Raw genomic sequence first — 12,060 nt, 5'->3', positions numbered from 1 at the left:
TGTATTTCATGATCTGATGACGTGAAACAGAAGAGTCCTATTCGCATTGCATAAAGGGAAGACCTTTATGGAGTGCTTTTTTTATACCCTAAAAGAATAAATGAGCCAGAGGAGGAATCAGTTTGAGACAGATCCAGTTTTTTGACACCACCCTTCGAGATGGAGAACAGACTCCAGGAGTGAATTTCAATACGAAAGAAAAGGTACAGCTTGCTTTACAGCTGGAAAAATGGGGAATTGATACAATTGAGGCAGGTTTTCCAATTGCTTCGGAAGGAGACTTTGCAGCGGTTCAAGCAATCGCAACTGCTGTATCCACGATGACAGTGGCAGGTCTGGCACGCTGTCAAATTAAAGATATTGATCGCGCTTATGAGGCATTAAAGCAAGCAGTAAGTCCCCAGATCCATGTGTTTTTGGCAACCAGTGAAGTCCATCGCCGTTATAAATTAGCCATGACTAAAGAAGAAGTAATCCGAGCAATCAAAGAACATGTTACCTATGCTAGAACTTTATTTGACAAGGTTCAATTTTCTCCAGAAGATGCGACCCGAACAGAAAAAGATTTTCTGTTAGAAGCGGTCCAAACAGCGATCGATGCCGGGGCGACCATCATCAACATTCCAGATACCGTTGGCTATAGTAATCCCACTGCCTATGGCGAATTATTTGCCTATTTGATTGCCAATACCAAAAGCAAGGAACAGATTATGTTTTCCTCCCACTGTCACGATGATCTGGGAATGGCAACGGCGAATGCTCTGGCAGCTATTGAGAACGGAGCCACTCGTGTGGAAGGAACGATCAATGGCATTGGTGAACGGGCCGGAAACACGGCGTTGGAAGAGGTGGCATTAGCATTGCATGTGCGTCAAGATTTCTATGACTGCACAACGAATATCCAGTTAGGCGAAACCAAACGAACCAGTGACCTAGTCGCTCGACTATCAGGGATCGCTGTTCCTAAGAATAAAGCGATCGTTGGAGGAAACGCCTATGCACATGAATCGGGCATCCATCAAGATGGCGTCTTGAAGAATCCTGAAACATACGAGATCATTACGCCGCAATTAGTCGGTGTTCAAACAAATTCGCTACCGCTGGGAAAATTATCTGGTCGGCATGCGTTTATAGAAAAGATGAATCAATTAGGCTATCAGTTTGACTCTGAGGAAACAAATGCATTGTTCAAACGATTCAAAGAACTGGCAGACAAAAAGAAACAAGTAACGGAGCAGGATTTGCTGGCGTTAGCAGCGGATCAAGGTCGCACGCAAACAGAGGGCGTTGAATTAGAGGCTGTTCAGCTACAATATGTCTCCAATGGTCATCAAGGTGCCGTGGTATCGATCACAAAAGATCATCAATCTTATGTTGCCTCAGCAATTGGCGCTGGGAGCATTCAAGCAATCTATAATTCGATCGATCAGATTTTTGATCAGCAACCGCGACTGCTAAATTATGAAATCACGGCTCTTACGAGTGGAGAAGATGCGCAAGCAGAAGTGCATGTAGCTATCGAATGCGCAGAGACAAACCGACAAATCAGTGGGATCGGTGTTGATTTTGATGTGTTGCAAGCTTCTGCAAAAGCCTATGTACAAGCCAGCGCTGCTTTGAAGAATCGAGGCGAGAATAAATGAAAAAAATCGTCGTTCTTGCTGGTGATGGCATCGGACCGGAGATCATGACCAGTGCATTGCAAATTGTAAAGGCGTGTTTGCCAAGCAACCCGTATTTCGCTTTTGAGTCTTATGCATTTGGCGGACAAGCCATTGAGCAGTATGGCACACCACTGCCAAAAAAAACATTGCAAGCTTGTCAGCAAGCGGATGCCATTTTGCTCGGAGCCATTGGAGATCCCAAGTGGGAAAATGCAGCTTATACACCGGAAAAAGGTTTATTGGACTTGCGGCGCGCGCTTGATCTTTATGCCAACATTCGCCCCATCAAAGTAACGGATGCTTTTTTACCCTTTTCTCCTTTGAAAGAGCAGATCGTTAAAGGAACCGATCTGGTACTGGTAAGAGAATTGACGAGCGGCATCTATTTTGGAGAAAAAAAGCTATCGGCAACAGAGGCTTCGGATCTGAATTATTACCATAGGGAAGAGATTCGCCGTATCTTACGAAAGGCGTTTCAGATCGCACGAACTAGACAACGGCGAGTAGTGTCCGTGGACAAGGCCAATGTTTTGGCAACAAGCAAATTATGGCGAAAGGTGGCGAATGAAGTAGCGCAAGAATTTCCCGATTGTCAGTTAACACACCAATATGTTGATTCTGCCGCTATGAAGATCTTGCAACAGCCAACTGCATTCGATGTGATTGTGACTGAAAATCTTTTTGGCGATATTCTCAGCGATGAGGCGTCAGTCCTACCAGGATCATTAGGTGTTTTGGCTAGTGCAAGTCATAGTCTTTCTGGGGTTTCACTGTATGAACCGATTCACGGTTCAGCACCGGATATTGCCGGCAAAGATATTGCTAATCCCATTTCAATGATTCTGTCTGTGGGGATGATGCTAACTTCTTTTGGGATGAAATCAATTGCTGATCAGATGGAGCAGGCGTGCTATCAAGTGATGGAAGATGGGGTCGTGACTTGTGATTTTGGAGGGAATACTACTACAACAGAATTTACGGATGCGGTAATCAAAAAATTAGGGGGCTACTGAATGGGGAAAACATTATTTGACAAACTCTGGGAACGTCATGTAGTGCTGGAAGAAGGTGAGGCACAGCTGTTATATATCGATCTGCATCTGATCCATGAAGTGACTTCTCCTCAAGCTTTTGAAGGACTGAGGCAAGCTGGCCGGCGTGTTCGTTGCCCTGAAAAGACCTTTGCAACGATGGACCACAATGTCCCGACTAAAGATATTTTTACGATCACGGATTTGGTTGCAAAGAAACAGATAGATACACTGCGCAACAACTGCCAAGCATTTGGGATACAGTTATGTGACAATGGCTCAGCCCGACAAGGAATCGTACACATGGTTGGCCCGGAAACCGGTCTGACACAACCGGGGAAGACGATCGTTTGTGGAGACTCACATACAGCCACACATGGCGCGTTTGGAGCTATCGCTTTTGGTATTGGCACAAGTGAGGTGGAGCATGTTTTTGCAACTCAAACGATTTGGCAAACGAAACCAAAACGTATGGGGATTGAGATCAAGGGAACTTTGCAACCAGGCGTCTACGCTAAAGATATCATTCTTGCCTTGATCGCCACTCACGGTACGGATTTTGGAGTAGGTCATGCCATTGAATTTTATGGAGAAACAATCCGGAATCTGTCAATGGAGGAGCGCATGACGATTTGTAATATGTCGATTGAAGGTGGGGCGAAGATAGGGCTGATTGCCCCTGATGCAACAACCTTTGCTTATGTCGCGGGTCGGGAATATGCACCCAAAGAGCTCGCTGACGCAATTGCAGACTGGCAAACGCTAAAAACCGACGAAGATGCTGTTTTTGATACCCAACTGACACTTGATGCCTCTCAGCTGGAACCTTATATTACGTGGGGAACCAATCCTGAGATGGGAATGCCTATCAGTGGAGTCTTTCCTGAAATTCGTGACCATAATGATGAACAAGCTTATCAATATATGGCATTGCACCCTGGACAGCGAGCCGAAGATATTCCAATTGAATATATTTTTATCGGTTCCTGCACAAATGGTCGACTCTCTGACTTGCAAGAAGCCGCAACTATTTTGGAAGGAAAAAAAATCAAAGATGGGGTCACAGGCATCGTGGTTCCAGGATCACGTCCAGTTAGAAAAGCGGCAGAAAAACTGGGGTTAGATCAGATCTTTAAAGATGCAGGTTTCGAATGGCGAGAGCCTGGTTGTTCCATGTGCCTAGGCATGAATCCAGATAAAGTACCAGCGGGCGTCCATTGTGCTTCTACATCAAATCGGAACTTCGTTGGACGTCAAGGTAAGAATGCCCGTACCCATTTATGCAGTCCAGCAATGGCTGCGGCTGCCGCTGTTTATGGACGCTTTGTAGATGTTCGAGAAATCGTCGGGAGGAAAAATTAATGGAAGCCTTCACTTACTATCAAGGGAGAACGATCCCATTAATGAATGATAATATTGATACGGATCAAATTTTACCGAAAAATTATTTAAAACGGGTTGAAAAGACAGGATTTGGTCAATACCTTTTTGATGACTGGCGCTATTTACCAAATCGCCGTTCAAATCCTGAATTTATTTTGAACTTTCCAGAATACAAAGAAGCATCTATCCTCATTTCTGGAGATAATTTTGGTTCTGGTTCTTCGCGTGAACATGCGGCTTGGGCGCTGATGGACTACGGCTTTCGTGCAGTGATTGCCGGCAGTTTTAGCGATATTTTTTATATGAATGCAACGAAAAACGGCTTGCTGCCTATCGTTTTATCGCTTTCTGCTCGTCAAGTATTGGCAGCATTGGCTCCTGATGAGAGGATCGCTATTGATCTTCCCAAACAGCACGTAATTGTCAAACAAACGGTCTATCCTTTTGAGATCGATGCAACATGGAAGCATAAACTGGTCAATGGATTAGATGAGATTGGCATCACGTTGCAAGAAGAAGAAAAAATCACTGCTTATGAAAAAACAATCCCTCATTATCGCCGCAACTAAAAGACAGAATTGCGAGATACTAGTGCAAGCCATGCTCTCTGATGTGATTCAAGCCAGACCAATCTTGATGGATCCGCTCAGCCAATGTTCGATTATAAAAAATGGCAGCGGGATGATACATTGGAACAATCAGGTATTGTTTGTCAGACCACGTATAACCATTTTTTTCAGCATTCAACTGTTGGATCGCACTTCTGATTGGCTGCCCATGAACATTTGTAATGGAATAGCGATTGCCTAATAATCTTTGTAACCCGATGTTTCCAACCGTAGCAATCAAAGGCGGATCCACCTTTTGGATTTCGTAATCCAATAAAGGCGCATGCAACAAGACTTCTTTTTTTGTTGGCGTTCGATTGGGGTGCACTACTTCATGTGCGCCACTTCGTTTGTTGATTCGTTCTTTGATCGAATAGGGACGGCTCCGTACTGCACTCGTGATATATACCTCTTCACGTGTCAGTCCGACTAACGCCAAAGAGGCCATCAGTTCTTTGCCTGCTTGGCCACTGAAAGGAATAAAATTCTCGATTTCGGTCCGTCCAGGTGCTTCACCAACGATCATTAATTTGGGATGAAGCGGTCCTTGACCAGGAACAAACCCTTCAAGCTGATAGGCTTTTGATTGTTCAATGATTGGCTCAGCTAGTTTTTTTGGGTAGTTCATTTTAACACCTCATTTGTTTCTTTCTTCTATAGTAAAACAACTTACTTAAAAAAAAATAGTAAAGCGGCATGACGAAAATAAATCATTATTTTTCATTGACTTTACGGAAACATTTTGATAAAGTTAATCTGTTGTAATTGTGGACTCCACAGCTACAACCGCACAGAACAAGTTATTAAGTACGAAAGTCACTTGGGATGGCGAGTCTAAGTATAATAGAAGGAGGTGCTTTAGAGCATGTACGCAATTATCAAAACTGGTGGTAAACAAGTAAAAGTTGAAGTGGGTCAAGCAATCTATGTTGAAAAATTAGATGTAGAAGCTGGACAAAAAGTTACTTTTGATGAAGTGATCTTAGTAGGTGGCGAATCAACAAAAGTAGGTGCCCCAATCGTTGCTGGTGCAACTGTTGAAGGAACTGTAGAAAAACACGGCAAACAAAAGAAAGTCGTAACTTTCAAATACAAACCTAAAAAACATTCACACCGCAAACAAGGTCACCGTCAACCTTACACAAAAGTTGTTATTGACGCAATCAATGCATAATTCTTACGAAAAGTAGGGTAACGAATATGATCAAAGGGACATTCAAGCGTAATGACTCTGGTCGGATTGTTTCTTTTGAACTTACCGGTCACGCGCAAGCAGGAGAATATGGCAAAGACATCGTCTGCGCAGCTGCTTCAGCATTAGCGATCAGTGCGGTAAATGGGATCGATGCTTTGGCTGGTGTAACACCAATCGTTGAAGCGAACAATGAAGAAGGTGGCTACCTTCTTGTTAAACTTGTTCCTCGTTTGACCCAAGAGCAGTCGAATATCTCTCAGATTCTTTTAGAGAATCTATTGATTGGTCTGCAATCTGTTCAAGAAGAATACAGCGATTATATCCAAATTAAAACAATCAAAGAAAACTAGGAGGTGCATCTCATGTTGATGAAAATGAATTTGCAATTCTTCGCTCACAAAAAAGGTGGCGGTTCTACTTCTAACGGACGCGACTCTCAATCAAAACGTTTAGGTGCTAAACGTGCTGATGGTCAAACTGTTTCAGGTGGATCAATCCTTTATCGCCAACGCGGTACTAAAATTTACCCAGGAGTAAACGTAGGTATCGGTGGAGATGATACATTATTTGCAAAAGTTGACGGTGTTGTTCGTTTCGAACGTAAAGGCCGCGACAAAAAGCAAGTTTCTGTATACCCAGTAGCGCAAGAAGCTTAATAAATACAGTTAGATGATTTACTATATCCTTAGTAAGTCATCTTTTTTTATTCGGTTTTTTTGAAAGCGATTTAATTAGAGGAGGTCTGAAATGATCCGGTTAAAACCAATCACAAAAGAGAATTATCGTGGCTGTATTGAACTAAAAACAACCAAAGAACAAGAAAAATTTGTTGCGCCTAATTGGTATTCTTTGCTGGAAGCTGTATATGAAGAAGCTCGGCAGGCTTTTGCGATTTATCATCAGGAAGAAATGATCGGTTTCTTATTGTTTAGTTATTACGAAGCGGATGAAGATTATGCAAAAGAATCATGGTGGATCGAGCGTTTTATGATTGATCATCGCTTTCAGCAAAAAGGATATGGATCACAGGCAATGGAAGCAGCGATTGAATGGTTCCGGCAGGCGATCCAAGCAAAAGAACTACGAATTTCTTCCGTTAAAGAAAATACGATCGCTAAACAAATGTACGAAGGTTTTGGATTTGTTGCAACTGGAGAGTTTGTAAATGATGAGACCGTGTTGTTGAAAGAATGGAGATAATCTAGTTGAAAATAAACTCATGGTGGTGTTGGATGTGAGGAGCCGACAGCCATGAGTTTTTTTGCACTTGAAAGAATGCTGTTGTAAGTCCGGGGAAGAAAAGGCGATCATCTTTTCGATCTGTCTCTTCAAACTTTTGTTTTGGTAATCTTGGTCAAACTAGTTACCGGTAGATGTGAAGAGAGAATTGTAGCCTCAAAAGTAGAGAATTTCCTGATTGATGACATGTCCAATAGATCACAACTATCTTCGAGAGGATTAACAGAAACTTTACGTGTTGTAAATACAAACAATAAATTGCTTTGGTACTCTTTTTAAAGTAGAGCAAAGCAATTGACAGACTGTGAAATACTCTTTGATTGAGAAAAGGCACACAAGTTAATGTTCGTGATTGGATTGATTTTACTAAAAAAAATATCCATTTATAGCGAAAAATAGTTGTAATTAAATGTACGTTTTTCTATAATCAAAAAGGTAAAGTTCGTTAATTGGTTGTTCTGATTTTTAACACAAAGGAGAAGAAGAATGAAGCTTTGGAAAAAGGTAGGAATCGTTGGATTAGGGTTAGCAACTGGATTGGCATTAGCAGCTTGCGGAGCGGGAGAATCTAGTTCGAGTGCAGAGGAACAATATGTTCCAGAAAAGTTGACAGTTCAATTTGTGCCCTCGCAAGCAGCAGAAACGTTAGAGGCTAAAGCGAAACCGCTTGAAAAGCTGCTAAGTGATAAATTAGGAATTCCAGTTACCGTAAGTGTTTCAACAGATTACAATACGATCGTCGAAGCAATGGCTTCTAAGCAAGTGGATGTAGGCTTTTTGCCTCCAAATGCTTATGTTTTGGCTCATGAACAAAGCAATGTAAAAGTATTACTGCAGGCACAGCGATATGGAATCAAGCAGCCTGGTGGTGAAGCGACAGATGAATTGGTGGATAGCTATCGATCAATGGTTGTGGTCAAGAGCGGCAGCGATATCAAGGAATTAGCTGATTTGAAAGGGAAAACGATCGCTACACAAGATGTAACCTCTTCGGCTGGGTATGTTTGGCCAGTTGCGGAACTTCAAAAAGAAGGGATAGACATCAATAAGGATGTAACGACAGTTCAAGTCAAAGGTCATGACCAAGCAGTTTTGGCTGTCTTAAACGGAGATGTAGATGCGGCTTTCGTTTTTGAAGATGCGCGAAATACAGTGAAGAAAGATTATCCTAAAATCATGAATGACGTGGAACCTATGTATTTCACAGAACCAATCCCGAATGACACCATTAGTGTTCGCAGTGATATGAGTGAGGAATGGGACAAAAAAATCCAAGATGCCTTTATCGAAATTGGTAAAGATGAAGAAGGTCATCAAATCATTTCAGATATCTACTCTCATGAAGGCTATGTAGTCTCCCAAGACAGTAATTTTGATATCGTTCGTGAATATGCAGAACAAGTAGGACAATAAGCGGCAGAGAAAGGGTATCGTATCAGCAGATACCCTTTTCAATTTTATAAAAGTAGTTTAATGAGAGAAAGTAGGAGAACCATGGCGTTAGCAAATAAAAAGATCATTTCGTTTAGAAATGTGACAAAAGAATATCCAAACGGTGTGCTGGGGTTAAAAGATTTGAATATTGACATCGATCAAGGGGAGTTTGTGATCGTTGTTGGGTTGTCTGGTGCGGGGAAATCAACCATGCTGCGTTCCATCAACCGCTTGCACGAAATCACCAGTGGCGAAATTTTGATCGATAATCGCTCCATTACAAAAGCAAAGGGCAAAGAATTACGTTTGATTCGCCGAGACATTGGCATGATTTTCCAAAGCTTCAATTTGGTAAAACGTTCGAGTGTCTTAAGGAATGTTCTCACTGGAAGAGTCGCTTATCACCCCACTCTTCAGATGCTTTTGGGATTGTTTCCGCAAGCGGATAAGGAACTAGCTTATCAATCGCTACAAAGAGTGAATCTAGCCGAAAAAGTTTATTCAAGAGCCGATCAATTGTCTGGTGGGCAGCAACAACGGGTCTCGATTGCACGGGCATTGACTCAGGAACCAAAAATCATTTTAGCGGATGAGCCGGTAGCTTCTCTGGATCCTATGACAACGGAGAAGGTCATGAGTGATTTAAAGCGGATCAATCAAGAGTTAGGTATTACGATCGTTGTCAATTTGCATTCCGTGCAATTAGCGCGAGAGTATGGTACACGGATCATTGGGTTACGTGATGGTTGCCTTGTTTTTGATGGACCAGTTAGCGAAGCCACTGACCGAAAATTAAAAGAAATCTACGGCAGTGAGATTATCGAAGAGCAAGGAGGCACAGAAAAATGACCACTCAATTGTTGCCTAAACGAAGCGGACTATGGAAGAATATTCTTTGGTTGGTGCTTTTTTTGCTCGTCTTGATTTTGAGTGGATCGATTACGGGAGTCGATCTTCGCCGTTTTTTTGAAAATGCGGATCAAATGAACGTGATACTGATAAAAATGCTGCGACCAGATTGGTCGTATAGTACGATCATTGTGGAGCCTCTTCTTCAAACCATTCAAATGGCAATTGTCGGAACAACGTTTGGGGCGCTCATTGCTTTGCCTTTTTCTTTGCTGGCAGCCAGAAATATCCTAACAATTCCTTGGTTATCGGGGATTTTTCGCTTTCTTTTGAATATCGTGCGAACGATTCCTGATTTGATGTTGGCGGCGCTGTTCGTAGCAGTTGTCGGTATTGGTCCGGTAGCTGGTGTGATTTCAATTTCCATCTTTTCTTTTGGGATGATTGCGAAATTATTTTATGAGTCGATCGAAACAATTGAAGCGGGACCGATCGAGGCTGTCACCGCTTCAGGGGGATCAAAACTGGCGATTATCCGTTACGCGGTACTTCCGCAGGTAACGAGTCATTTTTTAAGTTATCTTTTGTATGCCTTTGAAATCAATGTTCGCGCCTCAACGATCTTAGGGTATATCGGCGCGGGAGGAATCGGTGTCTTTTTGCAACGATCATTGAGTCAATTTCGCTACGACCAAACGGCAATTATCGTTTTGGCGATTTTTATCGTTGTTCTTCTTATAGATACCATCAGTAATAGAGTAAGGGAGCGATTGCTATGATGTTGCCAACGGAACCCCAGAAAAAAAGAAAATGGCTTTTCGTGCTCGTTCTGGTTGCTATTTATATTTGGGCATTTGCAGGAATCCCCTTAGCTGCTATCAAAGAAAACGTTGGTCAAATCTTAGGGGCAATTTTCTACGGATTGATCCATCCAGATTGGAGTTATGTCTATACCGGGGATGGCGAAGATTTGTTCAGTTTAATGATTGAAACGGTAGCCATCGCTTTTGTTGGTACATTTATTTCTTCTTTATTAAGTATTCCTTTTGCGTTTTGGGCAGCTCGAAGCAAAAATACACCTAGATTCTTGTCGAGCACAGGAAAAGTCGTCTTAACAGCGATTCGCACGTTTCCTGAGATTGTTCTAGCCATCATGTTTATTAAAACTGTTGGTCCAGGATCTTTTGCGGGCGTTTTAGCCGTCAGTGTCCATTCCATAGGTATGTTGGCCAAGTTATATAGTGAAGCGATCGAGAATATGGATCAGGGACCTTCTGAATCTGTTGTGAGTGCTGGCGGAAATCGCTGGGCGGTTTTAGGATTTGCGACTTTACCGCAGTTGATTCCAGAATTTTTGTCGTTTACTTTATATCGTTTTGAATTAGCTGTTCGCTCTGCATCGATTCTGGGAATAGTGGGAGCAGGAGGGATTGGTACACCGATGATTTTTGCTATCAATGCACGATCTTGGAGTCGTGTGGGCATCATTTTGCTTGGTATTATTTTGACAGTTACCTGTATTGATTTTATTTCGGGGCGTTTACGCAAACGATTGGTCTAAGAATAAGAAATACGGCAATTACACACAGCTCTATTCGATTCAATTGGAGATTCGGTCAGAGTTATTCGCGGTGGTTTGCAAAAAAGACAAATCTGGTGGCTCTTTGTTATACTAAAATGTGAAACGAAGTAGCATTAAGGAGGCAGAGGAGATGAAAGCACTATTGATCGTCAATCCTAGTTCAGGAGGCGAAAAAGCTGCAGAATACGAGGAATTAGCAACAAAAAAATTGCAGGAACTATTTGATGAAGTGGCTGTTGCACACACAGAAAAAGCGGGTGATGCCGAGCGGTTCGCTTCTGAAGCTGTCGGCTCCGTGGATAGCGTGTTTGCAATGGGAGGTGATGGTACAGTTAATGAGGCGATCAGCGGAATTGCTAGTCATGAGGAGCGTCCGCGTTTTGGCTTTTTCCCTCTAGGTACAGTCAATGATTTGGCTCGTGCATTGGCCATTCCTCTTGATCCTGAAGAAGCAATCGAATCATTTTCGTTGAATCATTCTCGCAAAATCGATATTGGGAAAATCAATGACGATTATTTCATGAATGTAGTGGCGATCGGCATCATTCCAGCAGCTATCAACAATGTTGAAGTTGAAGAAAAAACGAAACTTGGAAAAATGGCTTATTTCCTTTCCGGGTTGCGGGAAGTACGCAAAAATGAAAGTCATCAATTTGAAATTATCACTAGTGGTCAGGAAGCAACAGAAACCAAAATTGAAAGCAGCACACTGATCGTAGGATCGTCGAATACGATCGGTGGTTTTGAATCGCTGTTACCAGAAGCGAGTACGAATGATGGGAAATTGCATCTTATCTACATTAAAGACAGCAATCTTTGGGAAACCATCAAGAGTATTCCCGAACTGCTAAAAGGAGTGACGGAATCCAACGAATCCCTTGGATATCTAACGTTTGAAAAAGCGCAGATCAAACTACTGGATGATACAACGATCGAAACCAATGTCGATGGAGACCCTGGTCCAAGTCTGCCGGTTGAGATCCAAGTATTACCACAACATATTACTGTGTTTTGCGGGCAAGAAAAAAATCAAGCATAAGCTAGTGGGTAAAGATGATCCTTGTTTTTAGACAAG

The 12,060-nt window shown here is 42.4% G+C and carries 14 protein-coding genes and 1 other annotated feature; of the genes, 13 read left to right on the top strand and 1 reads right to left on the bottom strand.

The window, feature by feature from the left end:
• The first annotated feature begins 122 nt into the window (after window positions 1-122).
• Genes IGJ45_RS10290 through leuD form a run of 4 tightly spaced genes read left to right on the top strand, consistent with a single transcriptional unit; the run spans window position 123 to window position 4,647 of the window.
• A complete protein-coding gene (locus tag IGJ45_RS10290) occupies window positions 123-1,643 on the top strand; it encodes a 2-isopropylmalate synthase (protein WP_349703774.1) in 1,521 nt (506 codons plus the stop codon).
• A complete protein-coding gene (gene leuB, locus IGJ45_RS10285; RefSeq protein ID WP_349703773.1) occupies window positions 1,640-2,677 on the top strand; it encodes a 3-isopropylmalate dehydrogenase in 1,038 nt (345 codons plus the stop codon). Before IGJ45_RS10290 ends, leuB begins: the two co-directional genes overlap by 4 nt.
• Window positions 2,678-4,057 carry a 3-isopropylmalate dehydratase large subunit gene (leuC, locus tag IGJ45_RS10280; RefSeq protein WP_349703772.1) on the top strand — a complete coding sequence of 460 codons (1,380 nt, stop codon included), beginning with the start codon at window positions 2,678-2,680 and terminating at the stop codon, window positions 4,055-4,057.
• Window positions 4,057-4,647: a 3-isopropylmalate dehydratase small subunit gene (leuD, locus tag IGJ45_RS10275; RefSeq protein ID WP_349703771.1), complete on the top strand. Its 591-nt coding sequence runs from the start codon at window positions 4,057-4,059 to the stop codon at window positions 4,645-4,647. Before leuC ends, leuD begins: the two co-directional genes overlap by 1 nt.
• A 19-nt stretch (window positions 4,648-4,666) precedes the next feature.
• Here leuD and IGJ45_RS10270 read toward each other — a convergent pair whose 3' ends face one another.
• A complete protein-coding gene (locus IGJ45_RS10270) occupies window positions 4,667-5,314 on the bottom strand; it encodes a uracil-DNA glycosylase (RefSeq protein WP_113849566.1) in 648 nt (215 codons plus the stop codon).
• A 146-nt stretch (window positions 5,315-5,460) separates the two neighbouring features.
• Window positions 5,461-5,532, top strand: a sequence feature (ribosomal protein L21 leader region).
• A 19-nt stretch (window positions 5,533-5,551) separates the two neighbouring features.
• Between IGJ45_RS10270 and rplU the strand changes: the two genes are divergently transcribed.
• The 9 genes from rplU (at window position 5,552) to IGJ45_RS10225 (ending at window position 12,024) form a co-directional block, all read left to right on the top strand.
• Entirely contained in the window at window positions 5,552-5,860 is a 309-nt protein-coding gene (gene rplU, locus IGJ45_RS10265; RefSeq protein WP_005225751.1) for a 50S ribosomal protein L21, read from the top strand.
• Between the two features lie 26 nt (window positions 5,861-5,886).
• Window positions 5,887-6,231, top strand: coding sequence for a ribosomal-processing cysteine protease Prp (locus tag IGJ45_RS10260; RefSeq protein ID WP_003126178.1), 345 nt, complete (start codon window positions 5,887-5,889; stop codon window positions 6,229-6,231).
• Window positions 6,232-6,243: 12 nt separating this feature from the next.
• Window positions 6,244-6,537, top strand: a complete 294-nt coding sequence (rpmA, locus tag IGJ45_RS10255; RefSeq protein ID WP_003126181.1) for a 50S ribosomal protein L27 — start codon at window positions 6,244-6,246, stop codon at window positions 6,535-6,537.
• 91 nt (window positions 6,538-6,628) lie between these two features.
• The gene (locus IGJ45_RS10250) at window positions 6,629-7,081 is read left to right on the top strand and encodes a GNAT family N-acetyltransferase (protein WP_003126182.1); all 453 of its coding nucleotides are present in this window, start codon (window positions 6,629-6,631) and stop codon (window positions 7,079-7,081) included.
• A 525-nt stretch (window positions 7,082-7,606) separates the two neighbouring features.
• A complete protein-coding gene (locus tag IGJ45_RS10245; protein WP_003126183.1) occupies window positions 7,607-8,533 on the top strand; it encodes a phosphate/phosphite/phosphonate ABC transporter substrate-binding protein in 927 nt (308 codons plus the stop codon).
• A gap of 81 nt (window positions 8,534-8,614) precedes the next feature.
• Window positions 8,615-9,403 carry a phosphonate ABC transporter ATP-binding protein gene (phnC, locus tag IGJ45_RS10240; RefSeq protein ID WP_005471132.1) on the top strand — a complete coding sequence of 263 codons (789 nt, stop codon included), beginning with the start codon at window positions 8,615-8,617 and terminating at the stop codon, window positions 9,401-9,403.
• Window positions 9,400-10,182: a phosphonate ABC transporter, permease protein PhnE gene (phnE, locus tag IGJ45_RS10235; RefSeq protein WP_349703770.1), complete on the top strand. Its 783-nt coding sequence runs from the start codon at window positions 9,400-9,402 to the stop codon at window positions 10,180-10,182. The genes phnC and phnE (IGJ45_RS10235) overlap by 4 nt, the downstream gene beginning before the upstream one ends.
• Window positions 10,179-10,964, top strand: a complete 786-nt coding sequence (gene phnE / locus IGJ45_RS10230) for a phosphonate ABC transporter, permease protein PhnE (RefSeq protein WP_171917336.1) — start codon at window positions 10,179-10,181, stop codon at window positions 10,962-10,964. The genes phnE (IGJ45_RS10235) and phnE (IGJ45_RS10230) overlap by 4 nt, the downstream gene beginning before the upstream one ends.
• Window positions 10,965-11,115: 151 nt before the next feature.
• Window positions 11,116-12,024: a diacylglycerol/lipid kinase family protein gene (locus IGJ45_RS10225; RefSeq protein ID WP_081131633.1), complete on the top strand. Its 909-nt coding sequence runs from the start codon at window positions 11,116-11,118 to the stop codon at window positions 12,022-12,024.
• Window positions 12,025-12,060 lie beyond the last annotated feature (36 nt).

Origin of the sequence: Enterococcus sp. DIV0574 (assembly GCF_051711125.1) — a bacterium.
Lineage (GTDB): Bacteria > Bacillota > Bacilli > Lactobacillales > Enterococcaceae > Enterococcus_D > Enterococcus_D gallinarum.
Note: the sequence above shows the minus strand (reverse complement) of the source record. Positions and strands in the feature narration are given on the sequence as shown.

Excerpts from the sequence above, each read along its gene's own strand:
- leuB (WP_349703773.1), top strand. The coding sequence starts at position 1,640 with ATGAAAAAAATCGTCGTTCTTGCTGGTGATGGCATCGGACCGGAGATC.
- leuC (WP_349703772.1), top strand. The coding sequence starts at position 2,678 with ATGGGGAAAACATTATTTGACAAACTCTGGGAACGTCATGTAGTGCTG.
- leuD (WP_349703771.1), top strand. The coding sequence starts at position 4,057 with ATGGAAGCCTTCACTTACTATCAAGGGAGAACGATCCCATTAATGAAT.
- IGJ45_RS10270 (WP_113849566.1), bottom strand. The coding sequence starts at position 5,314 with ATGAACTACCCAAAAAAACTAGCTGAGCCAATCATTGAACAATCAAAA.
- rplU (WP_005225751.1), top strand. The coding sequence starts at position 5,552 with ATGTACGCAATTATCAAAACTGGTGGTAAACAAGTAAAAGTTGAAGTG.
- IGJ45_RS10260 (WP_003126178.1), top strand. The coding sequence starts at position 5,887 with ATGATCAAAGGGACATTCAAGCGTAATGACTCTGGTCGGATTGTTTCT.
- rpmA (WP_003126181.1), top strand. The coding sequence starts at position 6,244 with ATGTTGATGAAAATGAATTTGCAATTCTTCGCTCACAAAAAAGGTGGC.
- IGJ45_RS10250 (WP_003126182.1), top strand. The coding sequence starts at position 6,629 with ATGATCCGGTTAAAACCAATCACAAAAGAGAATTATCGTGGCTGTATT.
- IGJ45_RS10245 (WP_003126183.1), top strand. The coding sequence starts at position 7,607 with ATGAAGCTTTGGAAAAAGGTAGGAATCGTTGGATTAGGGTTAGCAACT.
- phnC (WP_005471132.1), top strand. The coding sequence starts at position 8,615 with ATGGCGTTAGCAAATAAAAAGATCATTTCGTTTAGAAATGTGACAAAA.
- phnE (WP_349703770.1), top strand. The coding sequence starts at position 9,400 with ATGACCACTCAATTGTTGCCTAAACGAAGCGGACTATGGAAGAATATT.
- phnE (WP_171917336.1), top strand. The coding sequence starts at position 10,179 with ATGATGTTGCCAACGGAACCCCAGAAAAAAAGAAAATGGCTTTTCGTG.
- IGJ45_RS10225 (WP_081131633.1), top strand. The coding sequence starts at position 11,116 with ATGAAAGCACTATTGATCGTCAATCCTAGTTCAGGAGGCGAAAAAGCT.